At 60.5% G+C, this 24,493-nt stretch carries 23 protein-coding genes; 11 read left to right on the top strand and 12 right to left on the bottom strand.

Annotated elements, in window-relative coordinates:
- Window positions 1–153 precede the first annotated feature (153 nt).
- Together trmB and AB5750_RS06230 are read right to left on the bottom strand one after the other, a co-directional pair.
- Window positions 154–1,035, bottom strand: a complete 882-nt coding sequence (gene trmB, locus AB5750_RS06225; protein ID WP_368145857.1) for a tRNA (guanine(46)-N(7))-methyltransferase TrmB — start codon at window positions 1,033–1,035, stop codon at window positions 154–156.
- Between the two features lie 118 nt (window positions 1,036–1,153).
- Window positions 1,154–2,026, bottom strand: coding sequence for a class I SAM-dependent methyltransferase (locus AB5750_RS06230; RefSeq protein WP_368145856.1), 873 nt, complete (start codon window positions 2,024–2,026; stop codon window positions 1,154–1,156).
- 266 nt (window positions 2,027–2,292) lie between these two features.
- Between AB5750_RS06230 and AB5750_RS06235 the strand changes: the two genes are divergently transcribed.
- The 4 genes from AB5750_RS06235 to AB5750_RS06250 all read left to right on the top strand — a co-directional run bounded on the left by AB5750_RS06235 (window position 2,293) and on the right by AB5750_RS06250 (window position 6,797).
- Window positions 2,293–3,015: a helix-turn-helix domain-containing protein gene (locus AB5750_RS06235; protein ID WP_368145855.1), complete on the top strand. Its 723-nt coding sequence runs from the start codon at window positions 2,293–2,295 to the stop codon at window positions 3,013–3,015.
- A complete protein-coding gene (locus AB5750_RS06240; RefSeq protein ID WP_368154951.1) occupies window positions 3,012–3,914 on the top strand; it encodes a DUF4097 family beta strand repeat-containing protein in 903 nt (300 codons plus the stop codon). Before AB5750_RS06235 ends, AB5750_RS06240 begins: the two co-directional genes overlap by 4 nt.
- Before the next feature lie 96 nt (window positions 3,915–4,010).
- On the top strand, window positions 4,011–5,918 hold the full coding sequence (locus tag AB5750_RS06245; RefSeq protein ID WP_368145853.1) for an elongator complex protein 3: 1,908 nt from the start codon (window positions 4,011–4,013) through the stop codon (window positions 5,916–5,918).
- On the top strand, window positions 5,919–6,797 hold the full coding sequence (locus tag AB5750_RS06250) for a spermidine synthase (protein ID WP_368145852.1): 879 nt from the start codon (window positions 5,919–5,921) through the stop codon (window positions 6,795–6,797).
- Between the two features lie 27 nt (window positions 6,798–6,824).
- Here AB5750_RS06250 and AB5750_RS06255 read toward each other — a convergent pair whose 3' ends face one another.
- The 9 genes from AB5750_RS06255 to AB5750_RS06295 form a co-directional block, all read right to left on the bottom strand.
- Complete coding sequence (locus tag AB5750_RS06255; protein ID WP_368145851.1) at window positions 6,825–9,269, bottom strand: DEAD/DEAH box helicase; 2,445 nt, start codon at window positions 9,267–9,269, stop codon at window positions 6,825–6,827.
- A 116-nt stretch (window positions 9,270–9,385) separates the two neighbouring features.
- Window positions 9,386–10,690 carry an ATP-binding protein gene (locus tag AB5750_RS06260; RefSeq protein ID WP_052044044.1) on the bottom strand — a complete coding sequence of 435 codons (1,305 nt, stop codon included), beginning with the start codon at window positions 10,688–10,690 and terminating at the stop codon, window positions 9,386–9,388.
- Window positions 10,683–12,443: a TerB N-terminal domain-containing protein gene (locus AB5750_RS06265; protein WP_368145850.1), complete on the bottom strand. Its 1,761-nt coding sequence runs from the start codon at window positions 12,441–12,443 to the stop codon at window positions 10,683–10,685. The genes AB5750_RS06260 and AB5750_RS06265 overlap by 8 nt, the downstream gene beginning before the upstream one ends.
- Window positions 12,444–12,531: 88 nt before the next feature.
- The gene (locus tag AB5750_RS06270) at window positions 12,532–13,317 is read right to left on the bottom strand and encodes a DUF554 domain-containing protein (RefSeq protein ID WP_368154953.1); all 786 of its coding nucleotides are present in this window, start codon (window positions 13,315–13,317) and stop codon (window positions 12,532–12,534) included.
- 49 nt (window positions 13,318–13,366) lie between these two features.
- The gene (locus tag AB5750_RS06275) at window positions 13,367–14,797 is read right to left on the bottom strand and encodes a hypothetical protein (RefSeq protein WP_368145849.1); all 1,431 of its coding nucleotides are present in this window, start codon (window positions 14,795–14,797) and stop codon (window positions 13,367–13,369) included.
- A gap of 18 nt (window positions 14,798–14,815) precedes the next feature.
- Entirely contained in the window at window positions 14,816–15,097 is a 282-nt protein-coding gene (locus tag AB5750_RS06280; RefSeq protein ID WP_035137055.1) for a hypothetical protein, read from the bottom strand.
- The gene (locus AB5750_RS06285) at window positions 15,081–15,680 is read right to left on the bottom strand and encodes a hypothetical protein (protein WP_035137056.1); all 600 of its coding nucleotides are present in this window, start codon (window positions 15,678–15,680) and stop codon (window positions 15,081–15,083) included. Before AB5750_RS06285 ends, AB5750_RS06280 begins: the two co-directional genes overlap by 17 nt.
- 89 nt (window positions 15,681–15,769) lie before the next feature.
- A complete protein-coding gene (locus AB5750_RS06290; RefSeq protein ID WP_368145848.1) occupies window positions 15,770–16,279 on the bottom strand; it encodes a hypothetical protein in 510 nt (169 codons plus the stop codon).
- On the bottom strand, window positions 16,276–16,572 hold the full coding sequence (locus AB5750_RS06295) for a hypothetical protein (RefSeq protein WP_035137058.1): 297 nt from the start codon (window positions 16,570–16,572) through the stop codon (window positions 16,276–16,278). Before AB5750_RS06295 ends, AB5750_RS06290 begins: the two co-directional genes overlap by 4 nt.
- A 345-nt stretch (window positions 16,573–16,917) precedes the next feature.
- Here AB5750_RS06295 and AB5750_RS06300 point away from each other — a divergent pair, with 345 nt between their 5' ends.
- From AB5750_RS06300 to AB5750_RS06310, 3 genes are read left to right on the top strand one after another with little or no spacing between them, the layout of a single operon-like run.
- Window positions 16,918–18,519, top strand: a complete 1,602-nt coding sequence (locus AB5750_RS06300; protein ID WP_368145847.1) for an FAD-binding oxidoreductase — start codon at window positions 16,918–16,920, stop codon at window positions 18,517–18,519.
- Between the two features lie 2 nt (window positions 18,520–18,521).
- Window positions 18,522–19,337: an electron transfer flavoprotein subunit beta/FixA family protein gene (locus tag AB5750_RS06305; protein ID WP_368145846.1), complete on the top strand. Its 816-nt coding sequence runs from the start codon at window positions 18,522–18,524 to the stop codon at window positions 19,335–19,337.
- On the top strand, window positions 19,338–20,543 hold the full coding sequence (locus AB5750_RS06310) for an FAD-binding protein (RefSeq protein WP_368145845.1): 1,206 nt from the start codon (window positions 19,338–19,340) through the stop codon (window positions 20,541–20,543).
- Here AB5750_RS06310 and AB5750_RS06315 read toward each other — a convergent pair.
- The gene (locus tag AB5750_RS06315) at window positions 20,540–21,352 is read right to left on the bottom strand and encodes an HD domain-containing protein (RefSeq protein ID WP_368145844.1); all 813 of its coding nucleotides are present in this window, start codon (window positions 21,350–21,352) and stop codon (window positions 20,540–20,542) included. The genes AB5750_RS06310 and AB5750_RS06315 overlap by 4 nt on opposite strands.
- Window positions 21,353–21,514: 162 nt before the next feature.
- Between AB5750_RS06315 and AB5750_RS06320 the strand changes: the two genes are divergently transcribed.
- The 4 genes from AB5750_RS06320 to AB5750_RS06335 all read left to right on the top strand — a co-directional run bounded on the left by AB5750_RS06320 (window position 21,515) and on the right by AB5750_RS06335 (window position 24,493).
- Window positions 21,515–22,171, top strand: a complete 657-nt coding sequence (locus AB5750_RS06320; protein WP_368154955.1) for an AzlC family ABC transporter permease — start codon at window positions 21,515–21,517, stop codon at window positions 22,169–22,171.
- Complete coding sequence (locus AB5750_RS06325) at window positions 22,161–22,484, top strand: AzlD domain-containing protein (RefSeq protein ID WP_368145842.1); 324 nt, start codon at window positions 22,161–22,163, stop codon at window positions 22,482–22,484. Before AB5750_RS06320 ends, AB5750_RS06325 begins: the two co-directional genes overlap by 11 nt.
- Before the next feature lie 141 nt (window positions 22,485–22,625).
- Window positions 22,626–23,648 carry a 2-keto-3-deoxygluconate permease gene (locus AB5750_RS06330; protein WP_368145841.1) on the top strand — a complete coding sequence of 341 codons (1,023 nt, stop codon included), beginning with the start codon at window positions 22,626–22,628 and terminating at the stop codon, window positions 23,646–23,648.
- A 188-nt stretch (window positions 23,649–23,836) separates the two neighbouring features.
- Window positions 23,837–24,493, top strand: coding sequence for a hypothetical protein (locus AB5750_RS06335; RefSeq protein WP_368145840.1), 657 nt, complete (start codon window positions 23,837–23,839; stop codon window positions 24,491–24,493).

Genomic DNA, 24,493 nt, shown 5'->3' on the forward strand with positions numbered 1-24,493 from the left:
ATTACGAGCTCCTGTGCGAATTGAAGGGAGCGCTCCCGCAAACTGCCTATTGACAACTTATAGGAGCGTCGGTTTTAGTATTGGTTATGCGGGTTGTGCTTGGCTATTGCAAAAAAGTCTACTCACTTAGATTTGAGGGACGTTTGCTGGCGCCTATTTGCGCTTGTTTGCCGAAGCTGCGACCATCAGAGGCCCCTGGGACTCCTGCGGTAAGCGCTTCTTGCCCTTGCGGGCGCGGTTTTTAAAGTTCTCGACGGCCTCTTCCATGCCGAGGGGCACGTAGGTGAGCTCATCGAGGTTTTCGGGCAGGTAGCAGGCAAGGCTTTGCTCCTGCACGCGGCCCGCTTGGAGCTGTTCATCGCTGGGCAGCGTGTCGGGAGTGGCGCAAATGCCATAGACGGCGGCACCCATCTCGCGCGTGCGGCGCTCGTACTCGGTCTCGGGATGCTCGGGATGGTCGCGGCGTACGTCGTCACTTACCCAAAGCGTGTCGTAGCCGGCCGCGGCAAACTGTCCCAGGGCGTAATCGCGCAATGGTTTGCTGTCGGTGCGCAGCGTGACGGTGGCGTTGGCTGCAAAGAGCGGGCGGTAGAGCATCAAATGGTCGACATGGACGAGTCGTTTTTTGGCGTACTTGGCCTTGGGCTGCGGCGTGGGAAAGTTGATGGTGATGGCATCGAGCTCGCCTGCGGCAAATAGCTGTGGCAGCGATGCGGCGCCTCGGGGCAGGACGAGTGCGTTGGATAGCTCCTGCTCGCAGATTTTCTGCGCGGCATAGGCAATGCAGATGGGCTCCTGGTCCATGCCGATAAAGAGGGTGTTTGGCTCGTGGCCCGCGCGTTCTACAAGGTACGTTCCCTTGCCACAGCCAAGATCCAGGTGAAGGTGTTCGAAGGGCTTGCTGCCTGCGGGCGCACAGGCCTCGCGCCAATCTCCGGCATAGGCCTCGGGGTTTGTCTCAATCGCATCGGCGTAGCGCTCCAGGCGCTCCTCGAGCACAAAGTTCTTAGGCGTGCGAACGTGGACGGCTCCCATGAGGCTCCTTGGTCATAAGTATGGAACGCATGGCTGCGCGTTCCGTCAATGGGTTGAAAAAGGGTGGGCATAGCTTGCCCGAAAGATGCGATGCGGCTCGACGACGAGTTGTCGGTGCCTACAGACGCTTGAGAATCACATAGCGGTTGAGCTCGCCGCTGCGACCGTCGGCATGGAAGCGCTCAAGCTCGCGCATGGGGACCTCGCCGCTCTTGTAGAACGTACGGACGCCGCGCACCAGGTCGGTGATCTGCTGATCGTCAAAGTGATGGCAATAGCGGTAGGCGTGGCGGTCGTTTTGCCAGCCAATGAGGTGGTCGCCGGCTTCAAACTGCGCGGAATCGTAACCCTCAAACGGCGGGGTGAGCTCGGCGCGGGCCTCGGCGCGAACGGCCTTGCGCGCCATGCGCTCGTCGTTCATAAACTCCCAAAAGCTGATGGCGATGATGCCGCCTGGGCGCGTCTGGCGCACCAGGGCGTCGAGCACGCGTACGCGGTACTCGCACGACGGCACGTGGTGCATAAAGCCAAAGCAGACCGAGATGTCGGCGAGCGGGGCGTCGAAAAGCACGTCGGGTGTTTCGGCGGGGTTGAGCTTCATCAGGGCGTCGAGCACGTCGAGTTCCTGGAAGTGCAGGTTGGGAATGCGCAGCGCGTGGCCATGTGCATCGATGGCCAGGTCTTGGCACGAGTCGACACCATAGAACTCAAACGGGCAGCTGGCATCTGCCGAGGGGTTTGCGCCGTCGACGCCCTTGGCGGCGAGTGCGCCGCCGGCGGCAAAGTTCTCGAATCGCATATTGCCGCAGGCAAGATCGAAGACGCGGACGGGATGCTCGATCGTGGCGACGTCGAGCTGCCCGAGCGCGATATCCATAGTGCGCACCCAGCCGGGCCACGGGGCCTGGCGCGTATCGGAGAAGGAGGCGGAGTGTTCGCGATAGAACGTGTTGTTGAGCTGGATGAGCGATGAGGCGAAATCGCGGTTCACGGCGCGGGACTCCCTCCGTTGGCGGTGCGGAATAAACAGTACGACCATACTACCGTTAACGCCGCAACGGGGACAACCAAGCTACGGGTCATTGCTTTGTTTGGACACATTTCCGCAGCTCATATGCACCCGCAACCGCCGGTTGTCAAAAATCTCACTAGAATAGGTGGCATGCTTTTGGCGGTGGCGGATAGATTTTAACTGTGCAAGGCGCCTTAAGAACAAAAACGGTCCGGCGGCACGGCTGGCATCACATAGGAGGAACCATGAATGTAGAAACTGCGCAGCGGCTCGCCGACCTTCGTCGCAGCAAGGGTTTTAGCCAAGAAGGGCTGGCGCGAAAGCTGGGGCTGTCGCGCCAGGCGGTCAGTAAATGGGAGCGTGCGGAGAGCTCGCCCGATACCGAGAACCTGATCTCGCTCGCAAAACTCTATGGCGTGAGTTTGGACGAGCTCCTCAATCCGAGCGATGAGATCGAGGACGATATCGAGTTTGAGAACGAGGACCGCGCCCGTCAGCGCGAGGCCGAGGCAGCGGAGCGTGCCCGCACCCATGAGGCGGCGGCACGAGCTACCGAGGCGGCAACGCAGGCGAGTGATGCGGCTGCCAAGGCGGCGCAAGCGGCAAGTTGGAGCGCGCAGGCAGCTAATGCGGCGACGGCTCAGGTGACGGGTGCCGGTGCGACCAGCGTGACTCCGGTGAAGGGTCCGTTTCAGTCGTTCCCGTATTGGGCTGTGTGCTGGCTGCTGTTCTTTTTGCTGATGTTCCTGTTTGGTGCCGGCCCCTTTGCCGCGCTGATCTTCTTTACGATCCCCATCTATCACTGGGTGGCGCGTGCGCTCGATGGCGATTGGGCGCGCGGGGATATCCAGGTTGGTCCGGCGCCGGCGGTCGCTAGGACTAAGGGGGAGGACGTTTCCACTGCGGTTGACGCTGACATGGCTGCCGGGGCCACCGCTGAGCCGAGTGCCAAAGAAGGTGGTGAATGATGAAGCTCTCGCATGAGTCTAAGAGGCGCTTGGGCGTCGGCATCGGAGCGTTTGTGCTTATCATCGGACTTGTCTTCGGCACTTCGTGGACTTTGATTCATTTTGATGGACCGTGGGATTTCGACGATGTTGTATCCGGCTTGTCTGGTATGGGCGATGCGTTTGACGAGGACGATTCCTTGAATAGCGGTAACTATTCCGCTCGGCCTCAACAGCTTTCGAAGGAAACGTTTGATGCCGACGCGTTCACATCCCTTGACTTGGATGTGACGTCGGGTGCGGTTGAGATCAAATGCGTTTCCGACGGGCCGGTACGTGTCATCGAGAGTGGCCGCGTCGCAAAAGGAGTAGCTGCTTTCGATGCGGCAACCCAGAATCTGGCCGAGGTTAAGGGTTCTACGCTCAAGCTTCGCCAGTTCGATTGCGATGACGAGCGAGCCATTGACCGCACGGTTATCGTCGAACTGCCGCGCAAAGTTGCCGATAACATGGTGGGCATTACAGCGAATGTAGGATCGGGTGATCTGACGGTCGCGGGCATTGCGTGTCATGACCTCAACCTGACTCTGGACTCGGGAGACGTTGAGTTTACGGGCACCGTGACCGATACCCTGAATGCCGAGGTCGGTTCGGGCGATGTGACGTTCGAGCTTTACCCGGCCCCCACGAAGTCGATGGACGTGAGTGTGGGCTCGGGCGATGTGGAGATGACGGTTCCGAACTCGACGGGCTTTAAGGCGAGCCTCACCTTGGGCAGCGGCGACTTCGAGAGCGATTTCCTTCCGCTTGGCTACGACGGCGAGACCATTTTGAATCTTGAATTCGATAACGGTGACAAGTCTGCCACGTATCGTTTTGAGGTCGGTTCGGGCGACATGTCGTTTGATTCGGAGTATTGAGGCAGACGAAAGCCTAGGCGAAGATATAGACGCGCTGTTTGATGAAGGCGCCGAAGCCGAGATCGGCTCCGGCGCCTTTGCCTTTACAATGGGGACATGGAACAGATTATCTTGAACATACTCGACGCTCTGCGTCGCGGTGAGACCGTGGACGACAAAGCGCTCGTCAAACTGATACATGCTGAGGCGCGCCGCGAGGGCGCCGATAAGCGCGATTTGGCCAAGCGTCGCCTGCTGCCGTTTTACCAGCGGGTGAAGCGTGAGGAACCGGCGCGTTGGGCGGCATGGAATGTCAATTCCGAGCTGGAGCGTCAGCTGCTGCAGGTGCTTCGCATGAAGCCTCGTCGCACGGCTTCGGGCGTGGCGACCATTACCGTTATCACCAAGCCGTGGCCGTGCTCGGGCGATTGCCTGTTTTGCCCCAACGATCTGCGCATGCCTAAAAGCTATCTGCATGCCGAGCCGGCGTGCGCCCGTGCGGAGCAAAACTGCTTCGACCCGTATCTGCAGGTGAGTGCCCGTTTGACGGCGCTTTCGCAAATGGGGCATGCGACCGATAAGATCGAGCTCATTGTGCTCGGCGGTACCTGGAGCGACTATCCGCAAGGGTATCAAACGTGGTTTATGTCGGAGCTTTTCCGTGCGCTCAATGACGATGCCGTCGCCGGCGTGGCGGCAAACCCCATGTTGGCGCGTCCGGGCATCAGCCGTGCCGAGGCGGGGCGCCTGCTCGATGACGCTCCCGCCGATGCGCTGCCGCCGGTGGTGGCGGAGCGCCGCGAGCGCTATCGGGCTGCCGGTATTGCGACCGACGAGGCCGAGCTTGCGAGCGGTGTTGCCGACGAGCAGGGGCGTGTGGATGCTGCCGTGGGTGGCTATAACCGCGCGGTGCGTCGTCTGTACGGCCCCGGTACGCCGTGGGGCGAGGTTGCCGAGTGGCAAACGGCAACGATGGAGGAGCTCGAGCGTCAGCAGCGCATCAACGAGACGGCGAAGCATCGCGTGGTGGGGCTCGTTATCGAGACGCGCCCCGATGCCGTAACACCGCAGACCCTCGCGCTCATTCGCCGCCTGGGCTGCACCAAGATTCAGATGGGTATCCAGAGCCTCGACCAGCACCTGCTCGATATCAACGAGCGTCGCATTTCAGTGGCACAGATCGAGCGGGCGTTTTCGCTTGCGCGCCTGTTTGGCTTTAAGATCCACGCGCATTTTATGCTCAACTTGCTGGGTGCCACGCCCGAGGGGGACAAGCGCGACTACGAGTGCTTTATGACCGAGGGGGCCTTTATGCCCGACGAAGTCAAGATCTACCCGTGTGCGCTCATCGAGGGCTCGCGTCTGGTGGGCTGCTATGAGCGCGGCGAGTGGCGCCCCTATTCCGAGGAAGAGCTGCTCGATGTGTTGGCCGATGACATCGTGGTGACGCCGGCGTTCTGCCGCATCAGTCGCATGATCCGCGACTTTAGTTCTGACGACATTATGGTGGGCAACAAGAAACCTAACCTGCGTCAGCTCGTTGAGAACCGCCTGGCTGCTCGGGGCGACGGTGCGACGGTGCGTGAGATTCGCTATCGCGAGATCAGTACGGCGGGTGCCGACTTGGATGAGCTATCTCTTGATGAGGAAGTGGCGTACGAGACGCCGGTGACTTACGAGCGCTTTTTGCAGTGGGTGACGCCGCAGGGCAAGATCGCGGGCTTTTTGCGCCTGTCGCTGCCCGACCATTCATTTGTTGCCGCGCATGCGGACGAGTTGCCGACGACGCCGGACGAGGCGATGATTCGCGAGGTGCACGTGTATGGCATGGCGGCACGCGTGGGTGACCAGGGCCAGGCGGCGCAGCATCACGGGTTGGGGCGTTTGCTCGTGGAGCGTGCGTGCCATATTGCTCGGGACGCGGGCTATGCGCGCATCAACGTGATCAGCGCGATTGGCACACGCGAGTACTATCGCCATTTGGGTTTTTACGACCATGGACTCTATCTGCAAAAGGAGCTCTAGATGAACAAGCCAAGTGTTTCTGCCGGCGTCGTTGCCGGCGTTGCTCTGGGAGCCGCGGCGCTTGGTGCGGCCGCCGTCGCTGTTCGCGCTGCCTGTCTGCAGGTTGCGCGAACCCGCAATGGGTTGGCGCGTGTGAAACGCGTGCACGATGAGGGCGGCGATGAGATTCGCGTGTTGGTGCAAGGCGGCGTCTACCAAAGCGCGAGCTATGTCGGTGAGCGTTGGGCCGAGCCCGTCTTTGCGTACTATCGTGCGTTTGACGACGTGTTTGAGTCCGAGGATGCGATGCGCGACGCTTATGGTCACGGCATCGACCGTATGCTTATGCTGGGCGGCGGCGGGTTTGCCTATCCTAAATTCGCCCTGATGTCGCACGAGGGCTTGCGCATGGACGTCATCGAGTATGACGGAGAGATTACGCGCCTGGCGCGCCGTTGGTTCTATCTGGACGAGCTGGAGCGCACGGTGGGCGACCGCTTGCGGGTGATTACTGCTGAGGCTCGCTCGTATCTGGGTGTGACGAGCGTGGGGCATCGTCGCTACGACGTGATCGTGAGCGATTGCTTTGGCGGTGCCGAGCCCGTACGCGAGCTGGCAACTGCTGAGGCGCTGCGTCTGGTGCGGGGTAGCTTGAATCCGGGCGGTATCTACGTGGCTAATATTGTGAGCGCGAACGAGGGGAGCGATGTGTCGTTCCTGCGCGATTGCGCCGCCACGGCGCTTGAGGTGTTCGACCGCGCTTGGGTGGTCCCATGTGGTGATACGGAGTTCGGCGGCGAGGAGAACTACCTGCTCATCGCCAGCGACGGCGACTACGCCTTTGCCGAAGCCGTGCCCTTCGACACCGACTTCCTCGGCACCGTCCTTCACGACAAGTAAGTCTCCCCGTCCCAAAAAAGACTGGTCTTAGGCGTGGTCGCGCCAGTCGTGAACGCGCTGCTTCATGCCCTCTATGTCGAGCACGCCTTCGGCAAACCCCTTGCGCACGAGCTCCTCGGGAACGAATTCGTCGTAGCGGTCAAAGTAAGGCACCTCGCCAGGATAGACGAGCTCGATGGGATCGAAGTCCTTCTCGGTCTCGGCGGCGAGCACCTCAAAGAACGTCTCCTCGTCGGCCTTCATCTTAAACTGCATAAAGTACGGGCGTGACGGGTCGAGTCCGCGAAGGCCCAGCTCAGCGGCGCATTTGATTTTAAGCATGCGCTCGAGTGCTAGGAAGGCGAAGCTGCCCAACCAGGGGAAGAGCACCCAGGTATCGCCGCCCAGGTTAATGAGCGGCTTGGTTCCCGCCCCCGAAATCTCGGCCGTATGACGAGCCTGCGCCAAGCGGGCCCGTGCGTTACCCATAAGGTACGGATATGTCGCGTGCTCGTTGAGCGCCTTGCGCATGCGCTCGAGCACATGCGTGTTAATGTCGCCGGGGCAGTCGCCAAAGTAGGCCGGCACCCGGCCCTTGACCTGCGTGGCAAAGACAGTGTGGCGCTTCCAGTCCACTTCCTCGACAATCCAGCAGTGTCCGGCGATGGCGATGCGCTCACCGGGCGGGGGCGGGTTGACAATCGTGCCCAGCTCGGCCGATTCGCTGCGAACGGTGAACTCCTCGTTTTCCTGGAACACGGCGTAGAACTTAAAGTTGTTGATGATGCGCTCGCCCGCGAGACCCACGATGAGCCCGCCGCCCTCGGTGACTTGGATATGGTCGATCTTAATGAGGTGACGCAGCAACACGCGATAGTCATCGGCCGAGATGCGATGGAAATAGCTGAGTGTGAGCACGCGCTGGGCAAGCTCTGCCGGCGTGAGTTCGCCGGTGCTGGCAAGCGTCGTCATAGTCTGGTGGTAGAGCAGGCTGTAGGGGAGTCGATCGAGCTCGGGCGGCTCGACCCACTTTTCCTCGCGATAGAGTTGTACGAGCGCGATGCCCTGCAGGAGCTTCCACGGAATGGTCTCGGGCATCATCGTGCGCGGCTCGGGTTCCTCCTCGCGCATGACAAACCACATCTCGGGCGGAAGATCGCGGCGCCCCGTGCGGCCCATTCGCTGCAAAAAGGAGCTGACGGTAAACGGCGCGTCGATCTGAAACGCACGCTCCAGACGGCCGATATCGATACCGAGTTCCAGCGTGGAGGTGGTGACGGTTGTCTGTGCCTGCTCCTCATCGCGCATGAGTTCCTCGGCCGTTTCGCGCAGCGATGCCGAAAGATTGCCATGGTGGATGAGAAAACGGTCGGGCTCGTGCCGGCTCTCGCAGTAGCTGCGCAGCATGGAGCACACGGCCTCTGCCTCCTCGCGCGAGTTGGCAAAGACCAGGCACTTGCGCCCGCGGGTGTGTTCAAAGATATAGCCCATGCCGGGATCGGCGTTTTCGGGCGCGGTGTCGGTGGGGTTGAGGAGCGCCTGCTCATCGGCCCGGGGGATATCGACTTCGCCCTCGGGGGCCGAAGAAGTGCGACGGTCTTTGGGAGCGGCCTTGCCCCGTGCCCGCTCACGACGTTGACGGCGTTCCTCCTGTGTAAGCTGTCCGCTGTGGCGCACGTCTTGGGCGCCAGCCGGCAGCGCCGCGGGCGCCGCCGGCTCAATACGCTCGCAAGCAAGCATCTCGGCTTCTTGTGGACCCGTGCTCTCGAATCCCCGCTGCTGTGCCTGGGGACCCGAGTTGTAGAAGTGCTCCATGGAGATGCGCCACACGCGGCGCGGTTCCTCAAAGCGGGGGATGATGCAATCGCGTCCTGTTCCCTGTGAGAGAAAGGCGCCCGTGCGCTCGGGGTCGCCGATGGTGGCAGAAAGGCCGATGCGGCGGGGCTGCACGCCCGCCATGCGCGAGAGGCGCTCGATAAGGCAGAGCGTCTGACCGCCGCGGTCGCCGCGCATGAGCGAATGAACCTCGTCGATAACCACATAGCGCAGGTCGCAGAACATACGAGGGATTGCCATGTGCTTATGGATCAGGAGCGCCTCGAGCGACTCGGGCGTAATCTGCAAGATACCGCTCGGTTTTTTGATGAGCTTAGCCTTGTGCGACTGCGAAACATCGCCATGCCAGTGCCAGACGGGGATATCGGCCTCTTCGCACAGGTCGTTGAGGCGGACGAACTGATCATTGATGAGTGCCTTGAGGGGGCCGATGTAGAGGGCGCCAACGCTCGCGGGCGGGTTCTCCCAAAACTCGGTCAGGATGGGAAAGAAGGCTGCCTCGGTTTTGCCGGAAGCCGTGGATGCCGTCAGGAGCACATTGTCCTGAGTGTTAAAGATGGCATCAGCTGCTGCAACCTGGATGGAGCGTAGACTCTCCCAATCGTGGGAGTAGATGAAGTCTTGGATAAACGGGGCGTAGCGGTCAAAGGCGTTCACGGGGCCTCCTTTCAAAAACGAATCTCTCAACGCGGTGGGCAGTGGCTTGCTGCATTACTGCCTCGACGTTTGCCCAGATAAAGCCTGCCAAAATAAACCTGTCCCTTTTTGGCAGGTTAGATGGTGAATTCGGCGAAATTGCGGTCGCCACTTGCGGTGCCGGTGTCGCCTGTTGCTGTTGCCGGCGCCAGCGCGTCGCCGCCGACGCTTTGCAGTAGCTCGGCCACGTTGGCGTCGGGGTTTTGGCATAGGATGTCGAGCAGCTCGATAAAGTCACGAATGACCTCACGCGGCGTCAGATGCGTGTCGGCTCCCACGCGGCCAAACTCAATCTTGAGGAAGTCCACCAAGTCGTTCTCGGTAAGCGTGGGCGTCCAGCCAAAGTAGCCGGCATGGATCTGCATGAGTTTTTCGATGAGCACCAGCAGCTCCTCGTAGGTGAGTGGCTGCAGACGGATGATGGGCGCGAGCATGTCCTTAAGGTCCTCGCGCGCAAAGCGGCCCTGAGCGAGTCGGCTGCGCAGGGCCTCGTAGGAGAACACACCGCGGCGCCGGTCTTCGATGGAGGTTGGCGTGCCGCCCATGATCATGCCCAGGTACTGCGCCTTGCCCTGGAGCGTGTCGTTGTACATGGTTAGGATCTTCTCGTAGTTGTATTGGCGCGTGATGGCGTTGGGAATCTTATACAGATTCACGAGCTCGTCGATGAGCACCAGCATGCCCTTGTAGCCGCCGCAGACCAAAAAGCGCGCAATGAGCTTAACGTAGTCGTACCAGTCGTCATCGCTGATGATGGTCGAGGAGCCCAGCTCGGCGCGTGCCTCACTCTTGGTGCGGTACTCGCCGCGAATCCATTTGGTCACGCGGCTCATAGCTTCTTCGTCGCCCTCGGATACGGCCGCGCGGTAGCGGCGGAGCATACGGGCGAAGTCGAAGCCGTGGACCATTTCCTCGAGCGGGGCCAGTTGGGCATTGACGGCAGACTCATCGGCATCGGCACACGAGGCGACCCAGCGATCGAGGATTAGGTTGAGCGCACCGCCCTCGGGGCGCGTTTTAGTCGATATGTTGCGGATGAGCTCGCGGTAGGTGGCAAGGCCCTGCCCCTGGCCGCCCTGTAGGCGGCGCTCGGGTGACAGGTCGGCATCGGCGACGACGAATCCCTCGCCCATGGCGTGCGTGCGGATGGTCTGGAGCAAAAAGCTCTTGCCGGCTCCGTAGCGACCGACCAGAAAGCGGAAGCTCGCGCCGCCGTCGGCGATGAGACTCAGGTCGGTGAGCAGGGCGCGGATTTCGACCTCGCGCCCTACGGTGATGTAGGGAAGGCCGATGCGCGGGACCACGCCGCCCTTGAGCGAGTTGAGAATGACGGCGGCGACGCGCTTGGGCACGCGGGGTGCTGCGGATGCGGTATCACTCATAGTCTAGGTATCCTCTCACGTCTGCTTCGTAGTCCTCGATAATTTGCGGTCCTGCCGCGCCAAATTCAATTACGGTGTCACCCACCAGGTCAAAGAGCGCCTCGTTGATGGTATCGACGAGCATGTCCTCGCTCTGTCCCGAGTGCGCCACTGCCGATGTCGCTTGCGCTGCGTTTTGCTCGAGCAGTGCGCGAAGGAAGGCATCTGCGGCGGGCGCGAGTTCGTTTGTGGCGTCAGCGGGCGCAGCAGCTGCGAACGCGGGCGTCGGCGCGAGAAGCGGTGCCACGACACCAAACTGTTCGGTGGATATGGTCGGCTCGTCGGTCAAGTCCTGCCGAATGGGTGCCACGACCGCCTCGACAATCGCGTCGGTTACGGGCTCGGCTTCCGGTTGCCCTGAGTCCGCTGCCTCGGCTTCTGCGGATGCGTCGTCCTCGCGTTCCTCATCGATCAAAAGCGCTTCGCGCGTTTGCGCGGCGGCGCTCCGAATGTGCCCCAGCTGGCTCAAATCGATATCGATCTTGATGGGCTGGTGTGCGGCGTCCCACGAAAGCCATGCCATGATCTCGTCATCGATGATCTTGGCCAGATATTTGGGGACCTTCTCCTCCTTCAGGGGGTGGGTGGGGTCTAGGGCCAGGCGTAGGCGTTGGTCGCAGGCGCGCATCATCTCACCAAGCTTGCTGCTTTTTTGCCTGCTGCCGTGAATTCGCATGCATTCCCAAAAGCCGTTTTGGCAGCGGTAGATGTGAATGGGGTCCAGGCGATATTCGCAGTCCTCGTGGCGCTCGGGCGCAAAGAATACGGCCGAGGCAAACATGGTGTAGGGCATGGCCGTCTCCTCCCCAAATAAGCTCGCCACGATGTCGGTCTTTCGATGCGTGTCATAGTAGCGCGCCATACGGACATACACGGCGCACGCCACGTGGCGCAGATCGCGGTGGTGGCTGCGGTCGAGCCGCGAGTTACTTAGGTTGTACGTGGAGAGGGCGTTGATGGCGGCCATGAGTCGCTCCTCGCGCACCTCATCGGGCGGAAGGGGGAGCGTGGGCTCGGAGGTTTTGCGACGCTTAGGGGTCTGGCCGGACGGTGCCGGTGCTGGTACAAGGTCTCGCGCTGCGCGGCGTAGCTCGATAAGGGCGTTATCGAACATGACGGTTTTAGAGTCGCGAAGTAGCTTGGGGTCGAGTCCGTGGAAAACGGCGTAATCCTGCAGCCACACGCGCGCAAACCGGTCGATGCCGGGCTCGAAGGCGCGATAGACATCCCAAAAGGCCTTGATCTTGTTAAAACCTTCGAGCGGATCATCTATGCCAATGCCGCAAATCAGCTCATAGAGATACAGAAAGGCAAAGGATGTAGACGTTTCCTCGACGGTTCCGCGGCGCACTTGGGCACGCCAGGTAAAGTAGCCGCGCAACTGCCGGTCGCTCATGGCATTGTAGGTGGGAAAGTACGACTTAAAGGTGCCGTTGTAGGGACAGTCGTCCTCAAAGTCGGCCATCAGCAAGCCTTGGCGGTAGAAAAGCTCGGCCTCCGATAGCCAGCGGCCCGCGCCGCCCTTGGGGTCATCCTGCCAGCGCGATATCTCGCGCATCTTGCGGTATTGGTCGGGGAGGAAATTCTGCATCTGTCGGCCGGTTTTGAGAATCGGCTCGTCTGCGTAGATTTCGTTTGAGAAGCGGGCGGACTGATGGGTCCGGGCCTCGGCCATAATGCGCTCGATGAGCATCTTGATGTCCTGGTCGGCCACCGCTTCTCCTCTCCTAACGCAGCTTCGGTGACCTCATATCATAGCACAGCATCAAACAGGTGTTCGAGATACTGCTGCGTAGATAGATTTAGAACAGGAGGGCGTAGATGACGGCGATGACGACGGAGGGGAGCATATTGGCCGTGCGGAAGGTCTGAGGACGGATGAGGTTGACGCCGACGCAGAAGATGAGCATGGAGCCTACGAGCGAAAGGCTGTCGAGGGCTGCCGTAGTCATGATGGGGGAGAGTGCGCCGGCAAACAGCGTGATCGTCCCCTGGAACACGGCGACGGGCAGGGCGGAGAAAATGCAGCCGCGGCCAAGCGACGCCGTCATGGTGCAGACGATGATGCAGTCCAATGCGCCTTTCAGGGCAAGCGTTGACCAGTCACCGAGCAGACCGTCCTGGATCGATCCCACAATGGCCATGGCGCCGATACACACGGTGAGTGAAGTCGAGACAAAAGCGTTGGTGAACTCGTTATCGCCCTCGCTGCCGGTTTTGCGCTTGAGCCATTCGCCAAGGTTCTCGATGGCGGCCTCCAAGTTGATGGCCTCGCCGATGAGCGAACCGAGGGCGAACGAGACGATGAGCATGGTGGTGCCGGTGGTCGCTAGCGCCTTCCCATCGATAAGGAGCATCTTTTGCATGGTGCCGCCAAGGCCGATAAACAGGACGCACAGCCCCGATGCTTTCATGAGCGTGTCTTGGATGCGCGGTGTAATGAAGCGGCCGCCCGCTAATCCCAAAAGACCGCCCGCAACTAAAAGCACAACGTTGATGATTGTTCCCAAGCCCGGCATGAGCCCTCCTGTATTGATGCCAACGTGGCAATCGTAGCAGAACGAAATGCGAGGTACATCGCGACTCATCTAATACGTTATATAAGTGGTATTAGGAATGATGCGCGGCATTTAAGCCTCAGGTGGTTGTCGGGACATAGGGATAGTATTCAAAGCGCAGTGTCATAAGCCGCTGTGGGGATTCAATAGCCGCGGCGATGATATTGGCATCGCGGGCACGATCAAACCCTTCGAGTTCGATCTGATACGAGACGTCTTGCATAATGTCCAGACGTCGCCAGGCCAGGAGTGTGTCGCCATCGAATTCCAAGGTCTTGCCTCCGTCTGGAGCAACGGCGTATAGACGCAGCTTGGCGGTGGTTGCAGGGTCGACAACTGTGACCTTTTTAATTTCGTTTCGAGTATTCTTGGCGCCCAACAAGGTGAGCAGTGTTGGGGCCACGACCTCGCCCGATGGCAAAAAGACGACTTCGATGGATTCAGGAAATGCGATGATAGCCGACTTGCGGACGGGCTGATTGGCGGCGGCAACTTCGATGTTCGCAGCGTCGATGACCTCTGTGTGGTCGAGCGCGGCAAGCACGCAGCAGTTACCTTCATCGATCTCTTGAGGATCAGCAAGCCCCAGACTGTCCGCGAGCTCGGGATCGTTTGGATCGGCAGCGGGCTCATTCGGCGCTTCGAGAGAAGCTGGGACGCTGTTTGTCGGCGACGGCGTGTCGCCCGCACCTGCTTCTTTGTCCGCGCTCTCTTCTTGTATGGTTGCGTTGATGGGTTCGTCGTTTGGGGGGAGCGTCTTGGCGTCAAACGCGGAGGGGAGAATTCCGATGGCTCCGGATCCGTTCCACTCCATTTCGAGAAGCGCCGGGTCGGCAAGAATGCGTTGCCTGCTTTGCGCGTGGGCATCGATTTCAATAGGGCCTGCCTCTATCCCTCGTGTAAGGCTGAGTGATCCGGCTGGCTTCTCGAAATGAGCGTCTGTGTCTTTGGTGCTGACGGCGTAGAACAGCAGGGACGCTTCTCCCGCCGCGATAACATCGGTACCGGCTTTGGTCAGCCGCAACGATGCCGTGAATGAGAGGGTGGGCTGCGCATCGTCTGCATTCGCGGCGGCGCAGCCCAGACATATACCGCCTCCTTTCTCGAAAAACGCACCGTCGAAGGCGACCTTCGCTCCGTTCGCCGAGTCATCGACCGAAGCGATGTCGATGCGCAGCTCTAAATTGCATGGATCGCCATCTGCATCGAGCACAACCGAGCGCCACGTGCAGACGGCGCACCCCGCCTGGGAGCCGTTTGCCTTGTTCGAACGCTTGATATCCACGACTATCGAGCCGTCCGTATTACGACGAAGGCATCCCGAGGTTGAGATCACGGCCTGTGCGATCGAAAAACGCTCGCACGCAATGGCGCTCGACGGATTTGGTGCGGAACTTAGGGCTACTGGTAAGGAGTCTGCCATGACGGGAGTCGCCCAAGCGGCGACAGGCGTTCCGGTTGCGAGCGCGCCGCAGAGTGCGACGACGGGCAAAAGTTTCTTCGATGCCATGGGGTCTCCTTAGCTAATTTAGTGCGGCCTGTCCGTGTTTTGTTTCTGGCTGCGTTTGATGTGCAGACCGAGGCCGGCGGTTCCCGCGCCTGCTGCTGTGGCGCCTGCTGCCAAGAGCCATCGTCTGTCGCCTGTCTGCGCCAACGGTTCCTCGCGGTCGCCGCGGTCGAGCTCCGAGAGGTCGACCGTCACTTGCGTGGCGGCCTGCGCCTGTTCTTGCTGGGCAAAGGCCATGGCTGGCCCAAACGCTAGGATGCTGACGGCGGCGGCCAGGGCGACGGCCTTATGCCGTGTGCGCACCGGGCTCGACCGTCCAGGTGATCGTCGCAACCTGATCGCCTTCGCCGGTTACGCGGAAGATGTCGCGCGTGACGCGGGCGACGTTTCCGCTTGTCTTGAGCTTGATTTTGTCCGTGCCGCCGGCAATGCCCTGGTAGCCCATGTCGAAGGCTGCATTCTTGGAAAGATCGAGGCCCGTCCCTTGCGCGGCGGCGCTGGCGTTCTGGAGCGCGCCGTCGGGGCCGACCTTAAAGTCGATGGAGTTCTGCGCGGTTCCGGCCTTGGCGTCGGCGGCAATGGTCCAGGTGTTCATGGCGTCGATCTTCATGTTGGTGACATGGATGCCGTAGGCCGAATGATTGTCGATGGTGGTCGCGTCTTCTGAGGGGCCCTGAAGCGTGCCGTCGGCCTTGGCGACGAAGGGAATAACCGTCGGAACTTTGAACTCAACGTTGTCGATCTCGGTCCTGACCATTACCTTCGTGGTTCCAACGCGCCCGGCTGCCATAGCTGGCGTCGGGGCGGCGCCCATTGCGAGCGCGAGCGCGAGCCCTGTGCCCACGACGAGCGCTCTGACTCCGTTCATGTTCCTGGTGATGTCCATGGTCGTTCCTTTCTATTCGCCGCGGGCCGTCCCCGCGATGATTGGACGAATGCTGGTGAATTGCATGCGGTGCCGTGTCGGCCGGAAGGCTAGTTCTCGGTTTGCTCAACCCGTACCTTGACACGTGTCGGATTGCCGTGGCTGTCGAGGGTCTTTGCATCGAGTGCCTGGATCTCGATGTACGCCTCGCCTTCTTTGATGTCGCCGGCGGGGCACGTCTCGATTGTCTTGCCGGTCTCGACCACACCGGATTCGTACATGGTCTCGTCGTTTTGGATGACGCGGAATCGCTGGGGAAATTTATTGTCTTGGACGTTTTGCACGTTGACGCGCAGTTTGCCGTCCTCCTGCAGCTGAGCGACCGGCGCGACCGAAATCGTCATCATGTTGTCGCGGACGATGGCGTCGAGCTCATCTTGGATTTCCTGGTGCGTTTTGCCCTCGGCCGTCGTAACCGAAGCGCCCGCCTCGGGTACGGGCTGCGACTGCCAAACGTATAGTCCTACGGCGACAAGGGCACAGACGATGGCCAAGCAGGCAACGATGAGCTTCTTGCGACGACCCAGGCCTGCAAAGTGGGGTGGCTTCTTCGCGCTCATGCGGCATCCTTGGCGGTATAGACGCGCGCAAAGGTGGACGGGTCCGCTCCAAAGAGCATGTGAAGCATCAGACGGCGCGAGTAGACGAGCTCGTCGAAGTCGGGAGGGAGCTCGATGTCGTGGATATGCGCGATGTGGTGGGCGAGCGCCGAGAACGACTCGGGGTCGCAGATCACATCGGTGGTAACGTGGTAGACCGTCGTATCGGGGAATGCCTCTTCGTCGAAAGGCAGGAGATGGGGATCGTCGTCGACTTCGATGGCGATGCCGTACTGGGGCCAGTAATATGCCATGGGAACCTCCCTGCTTCTGGGCCAAAACTTCTATCGGTTTTGGCTGTCGACGCCGACCTTATCAGCCGCTACTTGACCAATTTCTGACCAAATGCTTGACGGATTGGCGTCTCCGCAGGTAAAAGGCGGCAAAAAATACTCCAACTTTTTTCGAGCGACAATCGCGCGGTCGGCGACGGCGGGGCCATATGTGTCAAAAGCATCGTCTGCCGAGGAAATCAAGCCGCTCGCCGAATTGCACGAACGTAAAAAACGCCAATTATGGAGACGGTCTCGAACACGTCGACGAAACGATGCGGTAACATCTCCCTGCAAACACTGTAGTTAGCTAAAGGGGGAGTTCGCGTGTCTGCAACCATCAAACCCTTCACCGACGAGTTCGAAGAGTATGGCCGCGATGAATCTCGCGCATCGGGCGAGGCCTCGAGCATCTCGTTTCCGACAACGGAAAACGAGGTCCGTGCCATTTTGGAAAAGCTCCATGCCGAGCGTGTTCCGGTAACGGTTCAGGGCGCCCGAACCGGCCTTGCCGCCGGCGCCGTGCCCCACGGCGGGCATATCCTCAATACTTCCCGTATGAATCGCTATTTGGGCCTTCGCCGCGATGAACAAGGCCAATTTCTGCTGCGCGTGGAGCCGGGCGTTGTGCTCTCGGAGCTGCGCAAGCAGCTGAGCAAGAAGGTGCTGCCGACCGCTGGTTGGGACCAGGCATCGCTTGAGGCCTACGAGGAGTTCCAAGAGGCTCCCGAGCAGTTTTTTCCCACCGATTCCACCGAGGCGTCTGCCTGTCTGGGCGGCATGGCGGCATGTAACGCCTCCGGTGCCCGCAGCTACGCCTACGGCCCCATGCGCCCACATATCACGGGACTCCACGTCGTGCTGGCTGATGGCGATTTGCTTGAGCTTCGGCGCGGCGAGGCTTTTGCCCAGGGCCGCCACCTGTCGCTCGTGACGGCAGCGGGCCGTACACTCGAGCTCGATCTTCCCGGCTATACCATGCCCAAGACAAAAAATGCTTCGGGCTATTTCGTTGCTGACGATATGGATGCCATCGATCTGTTTATCGGTGCGTGTGGCACAATCGGTGTCATCACCGAACTCGAGATTGCCCTGCAGGTGGCACCCGCGGTCGTTTGGGGCGTGAGCTGCTTCTTCGACAGCGAAGACAAGGCCGTGTCCTTCACCGATTCTGTGCGTCCCGTCCTGTCCCATGCGGCTGCCATCGAGTACTTCGATGCTGGCGCCCTGGATATTCTACGTCGCCAGCGCGAGCAGTCGACGGCGTTTGCCTCGCTGCCTGCGCTCGACAAAGAGGCCAAGGTCTGTGTGTACGTGGAGCTCGACTGCGATGACGAGGCCCAGGCGACCGAGGAACTGTACCACCTGGGATGGGTGCTCGAGTTTGCGGGTGGCCGCGACGATGCGACATGGGTCGCGCGCACCGAGGTTGATCGCGAGTGCCAGCGGTTCTTCCGCCATGCGGTCCCCGAGAGCGTCAATATGCTTATCGACGAGCGTCGCCGCACGGATCCCACCATCACCAAACTGGGTTCGGACATGTCGGTGCCCAATGCACGCCTTGCCGATGTCGTGGTCCTCTATCGCCGCACACTGGCCGAAAGCGGGCTTGAATCTGCTGCCTGGGGGCACATCGGTAACAACCATCTGCATGTGAACATCCTGCCGCGCGATGCGCAGGACTACCGTCGCGGTGGCGAGCTGTTTGCCCAGTGGGCTGCGGAGGTAACGGCTATGGGCGGTGCCGTTTCTGCCGAGCACGGCGTCGGCAAGATCAAGGCGGGCTTCTTAGAGACGATGTACGGTCACGAGGCCATGGTCGAGTCGGCGCGGCTCAAGCTCCAGCTCGATCCCGACGGGCAGCTGGGTCGCGGCAACCTGTTTTCGGAGAAGCTCTTGGATGAGCTTGTCCAGAAAGGGGGCGCGTGAAGATGAGCGATTTCCATATGGTGGTGTGCGTCAAGGCCGTGCCGGGCAGCACCGAGGTCAAGATGGACCCCAAGACCAATACCATCGTGCGCGATGGCAAGCAGGCGGTCATTAATCCCTTTGATGCGAGCGCTTTGGAATGCGCGCTGGCGCTGAAAGACGACTTTATCGGCTTTGGCATGGACGTGCGCGTAACGGTGGTGTCGATGGGCATCCCCGCGACCGAGTCGCTGCTGCGCGACTGCATCGCCCGCGGTGCCGACGACGCGCTGCTGCTGACCGATCGCGCCTTTGCAGGTGCCGATACCCTGACGACCACCTACGCCCTCAAGTGCGGCATCGAGGCGCTCGACGAGGACTTCGACCTGCTCATCTGCGGCAAGATGGCGGTGGATGGCGATACGGCCCAGATTGGTCCCGAGCTTGCCGGTGCCTTTGAGATTCCCTGCGTGACCGACGTGAGCTGCGTGCAAAGCGCGGGCTTTACGACGTGTGACTCGCTGGCGCTCGTTCACGGATGCGATGCCGGCGAGGAGACGGTGTACCTTGAGATGCCGTGCGCGATGACGACTGCCAAGGAGATTGGCCAGTTGCGTATGCCGAGTATTGCCGGTATTCGCGCGGCGGAGGAGGCGGACGTGTGCGTGGTCAGTGCCGCCGACGTGAACGCCGACCCTGCGCGTTGCGGCCTTGCCGGGTCGCCGACACAGGTCGTGCGCTCGTTTGTGCCCGACCGTGACCAAACGTGCGAGACCGTTGAGGGGACGGCGTCCGAGCAGGCGGCAAAGCTTGCCAAGATTATCGAGGGGATGGCATAGATGGGCGGACTGATTATCGATAGCGAAGCCTGTATCGGCTGCGGTCGCTGCGTTCGCGCCTGTGCCTCGGGCGGCATCGTAGTGGAAGGCGAGCGACCCAGCCGATGCGCCCGCGTAACCGACGGCTGCATCCTATGCGGTGGGTGCGTCGACGCCTGCCCCGTCAACGCTATCTCGATCGAGCGTGACGAGGCCGCTGGTACGGTGGACCTTGATGCATATCGAGACATTTGGGTCTTCGTGCAGACTGACGAGCACGATGCCGTGGCTCCCGTGGCCTACGAGCTCATGGGCAAGGGGCGCGAGCTTGCCGATGCTCGCGGCTGCCGTCTGGTGGCACTGGTCGGCATAAGCCCCGAGGGCTCGCTTGGGGACCTGGAGCATCTGGTTTGCGCGGGCGCCGACGAAGTCCTGGCCTGTCGCGACGAGCGTCTGCGCCAAAACGATGCGGAGGTCTACGCCCGCTTGATCTGCGATTTGGTAGTCGAACGCAAACCCGAGGCCATCCTATATGGTGCGACCGCTTTTGGTCGCGAACTGGCACCCGGCGTTGCCGTGCGTTTGCAGACGGGTCTTACGGCCGACTGCACCGTGCTTTCGATGGATGCGGAGTCGGGCCTACTGCAGCAGACGCGCCCGGCGTTTGGCGGCAACTTGATGGCCACCATCATTTGCCCCAACCACCGTCCGCAGATGGCAACGGTTCGTCCCGGCATCTTTAAGGCGCCCGACTTCGACTACGGCCGTTCCGGCGCGATCACCCAGGTGATGCTTGCGGAAGACGTTAAGGCCCGTGTCGAGATCTCGATTCCCGCCGAGGAGTGGGGGCAGCAGGCTTCGATTGCCGATGCCGAGCGCCTTGTCGTGGTGGGTCGCGGCATTGGTTCCAAGAAAAACCTGCCGCTGATGCGAAGGCTCGCCGATGCCCTGGGTGCCGAGCTTGGTTGCACGCGTCCCGTCGTGGAGGCGGGTTGGCTGGAGTATCGCCATCAGATTGGCCAGACGGGCGTATCGGTTTCGCCCAGGCTTCTCGTGAGTATCGGTGTTTCGGGCGCCATCCAACATCTTGCCGGCATCGGTGGGGCGGAGTGCATCATCGCCATCAACGAGGACCCGGATGCCCCCATTTTTGGTGCTGCCCAGTACAAGGTTGTCGGCGATGCCGTCGAGGTCGTCGAGGAGCTGCTGGCCCAGCTTGAGCGCTAGGCGCGCGCCAGCCAGTCGCGCATCTCGTCCTTTAGGCGGCTCCAAGTTGCCTGCGTGGCGGGGTCGGTAAAGGGCCGCGTAATGCCAAAGGGCGCGTCGAGCAGGCGGTGGATATCGCCCTGTTCGCGCGCCAGCGCGCGGCTTGCTGGATAGACGAGCTCAAACATAAAGCAGATAAGCCCCACCAAGAAGTCGGCGGGCTCATCGCGCTCATCGCGTGCGACGCAGCGGTGCTCGTCAAAGGCGGCAAGTGTCGGCGACGAGAAACGGCTGCCGAGAAACGTCTTCTCGTCCACCTTGAGGATAGTGTCGACGGTGCTGTCGGCGATGGTGCGCATAATGTCGATCTTGTCACCATCGCGCACGATATCGCAGAAGCTCCGCGTGCGCACGTCGAGCTGCGCGGGTAGGCGGAAATCGCTGTGATAGGCAATGCTCGCTCGGATGAGCCCATCTTCTGCCGGGTCATCGATAAAGTCGCGGATGCTCGTTACGGCGGGTGCATCGGCGGGATTCTCGCCAAAGAGGACCTCGATGCCCAGCGCCGCATGGCTCATGCTCTCGGCGTCCTTAAAGGTGTCCCAGCGTCGCAGCTGCTCAAAGCGGCCCATATCGTGTAGCAGGCCGCAAAGCCATGCCAGGTCAATATCTTCTGACGACCAGCCCTGCTCGCGCGCTACGGCATCGCATGCCTCGGCCACGTGGTATGTATGCTCGATTTTGAGCGCGATGCGTGGGTTGGTGACGTCGTAGGCATCGGTGTAGCTTTTGAAGGCCGCGCGCGCCCGGTCTCGATCGATAGCTGTCATAATGACTTCCTAAAAAGTTGTGTCTTTCGATCCGGTGGCAATTGTAGGTGAACTCGGTTGCTGCCGGATGATGATTCTGCCGTGTCGCTACATGCGGCTCGGAGACCTTGTCAGGATGAGAAACGTATGGTGCTCAAAATCGTTAGAACCGTCTGGCCAGTGATGCTTACCTATGTTGCAATAGGCGCGCCGTGCGGAATGATCATGGGGCAGACGGGAATGGAGCCCTGGATGGTCTTTGCTCTAAGCAGTACGTTTGTGACGGGCAGCGGCCAGTTTATGATCTGCAACCTGTGGCTGGCGGGTGTGCCTGCAGCATCGATCGTCGCGAGCGTTGCCGCCATCTCCTCGCGTTTTGCGCTTTACTCGGCATCGATCGCACCGCATCTGAGGGGTGCCTCGAAGCGTCAGACGCTGGCTGTTGCCGCGACACTTACCGAGGAGGCATATGGCATCTCGCTTGCCAAGTTGGTTGAAGGGGAGGATTGGGGCCCGCGCGAGTCCTTTGTGCTCAACGTGATCCTCATCGCAACATGGGGCGTTTCGTGTACGATGGGCGCCATCGTCGGCGCCGTTGTCGATGTTCCCACCGCCATTGCAGCCTTTGTCTGCACCTCGCTCTTTATCTGCCTGCTCTTTTCGCAGCGGCTGTCGCGCGGTAACGTTGTCGCGGCGGTTTCGGGCGCGGTGTCCGTCGCCGTATGCAAGTTCTTGGGCCTCGCGAATATTGCCGTGCCGGCAAGCGTCGTGATCGGCATTGCCATTGCGCTGGCGTGCGATGCTGTATTTGACGGAAGAGGTGCCCGCGATGCCCGCTAACGAGTTCTTGGTTCTGTGGCTGTCGTCGTGGGCTGCTATCGCGTTCTTTCGCATCGCGCCGGCGTTCGCCTTGCGCGGGCGGACCCTGTCGCCCCGCATTACCGAGGCCCTGGGCTATATCCCGCCCGCTGCCTTTGCCGCGCTGATCGCCAACGACTTGGTGAACCCCGGCGCGTTCGACGCGGGACTCTGGCCTGCCTTGGTTCCCTGGATTGCGGCCACCGGCGTCGTGGCGGTGGCAATCAAGATAAAGTCGATGTTGTGGTGCTGCGTTTCGGGCATCGTGTTCTATATCGTTTTGAGCCTCGTATAGGAGCAGGACGCGTTATCGTCCCGGCCTAACGAATCGAATTTCTCACCGAGGCGGTCTGCTTCTTCTGGTACCATGGTCAAACTTTACTGTAGCAAAGCGTGACGTGGGCTTTTGTTCTGCGTCAGCGGAAATGGGGGTTTCATGGCACAGGAAGCGACCGCCAGCGAGCAAAAGAAATTCAAGGTACCGCGCATCCCGGGCGACATCATGATCTATCCGATGATCGTCGGCCTTTTGCTCAATACCTTCTGGCCGCAGGTCTTTGAGGTCGGCGGCTTCTTTACGGCTGCCTGCCGCGGCGGCTCCAACACCATCGTTGCCGCGATCTTGCTGTTCGTGGGCGCCGGCATCAGCTTTAAGTCCACGCCGGGCGCCATCAAGACCGGCATCGTCGTGCTGATTCCTAAGCTTGTAGTGGCAGCCGCGCTGGGTCTGGGCGTCGCGTACTTCTTTAACGATAACTTTTTAGGCCTGAGCTCGGTTTCCATCATCGGCGGCATTACGTTTTGCAACATGGCGCTCTATACGGGCATCATGGGCGAGTTCGGCGATGAGTCCGAGCAGGGCGCTGTCGGTATCCTGTTCTTTACGGCCGGCCCCGCCGTCACGATGATCATCCTTGGTGTTTCGGGTCTCGCCAACATCCCCGTCGGCACCATCATCGGATCCATCCTGCCGCTTGTTATCGGCATGGTCCTGGGCAACTTGTTCCCGTTTATCAAGAACCTGCTGGTTCCCGGCGCCAATCCCGCGATCGCTGTAATTGGTTTTCAGCTCGGTGCGTCCATGAGCCTTTCGAGCTTCATCGCCGGTGGCATTTCGGGCATCCTGCTGGGCCTCATCACGCTCTTTATCGTCGGTCCCATTACCTTTGCCTTCGAGCGCCTGTGTGGCGGCAATGGTAAGGCGGCTGTGGCATGTTCCACCATTGCCGGCACGGCCATGACCACGCCGGTCGCCCTCGCCGAGGTCGCTCCGCGCTATGCCGAGCTTGCGCCCACCGCGTATGCGCAGATCGCCACTGCCGTCATCATCACGGCAATCATGGCCCCGATTCTGACCGGCTGGGTCGATAAGAAGTTCTGCCAGAGCAAGGAAGACCTGTCGCCTGCCGGTGTCGAGGCCATCGAAGAGGCTGTCGCGACCGACATCGATGGCGAGTAGCAATCGATACCCATCAATGATTCCGGCGTGCAACTCGCGCCGTTTGAGCGCCCGAACGAGAGCTGTCTTGCAGTGACGTTCGGGCGCTCTGCTATTATTCCCCTTACCCCTGCGGAGTAGGGGGTGTTTGTTGCCCAGATTCGAATTGGGCGATTCTGGCCACTTGGATATTGAAGGGAGGGCGTCTAGTGGTAAAGGCACTCAAGATCGAGATATTCCTGCTGTGCATGATTATTCTTATCGGACTTGCCGTACGAAGCCGTCGCTCCCTGTTCTCGAGCACCCAGCAGCTTTTGTTTAGCATGCTGGGCTACACGTCTGCTGCCTACATTTTCTTCGATATGATCTGGACGCTCTCGGACGGCGTGAGCACTCCTGTAGGCATCACGGCCAACTGGATTTCCAACGCGGTTTCGTTTTCGCTGTTCGCCATCGCGTGCCTCATTTGGTTTTTCTATTCCGAGACGATGCAGGGCTCACGGCTCCTGACCACGCCCTATAGGGTGGTACTTTTAACGTTGCCAACCGCATTGGTGGTCGTTCTGGCATTTACCAGCTACTGGACGCACGCTATGTTCTATATCGATGCGCGGGGCGTATATCGTCGCGGAGCGCTTTATATGATTCAGCCTATCGTTAGCTACTGCTACGTCATATATACGTCCTTGCATGCCTTTATTCAGGCTCGAAAAGTCGAAAGCCTGCAAAAGAAGGCCATTTATCGCACCCTCGCCTTTTTTGCGGTTCCCGCTCTGGTGGGCGGTACCTTTCAGATCGTATACTCGGTGCCTGGCCTTTGTGTCGGCATAATGATTAGCATGTTGCTGCTCTATATCATCTGCTAG

Source organism: Collinsella aerofaciens (assembly GCF_040926185.1).
Lineage (GTDB): Bacteria > Actinomycetota > Coriobacteriia > Coriobacteriales > Coriobacteriaceae > Collinsella > Collinsella aerofaciens_BC.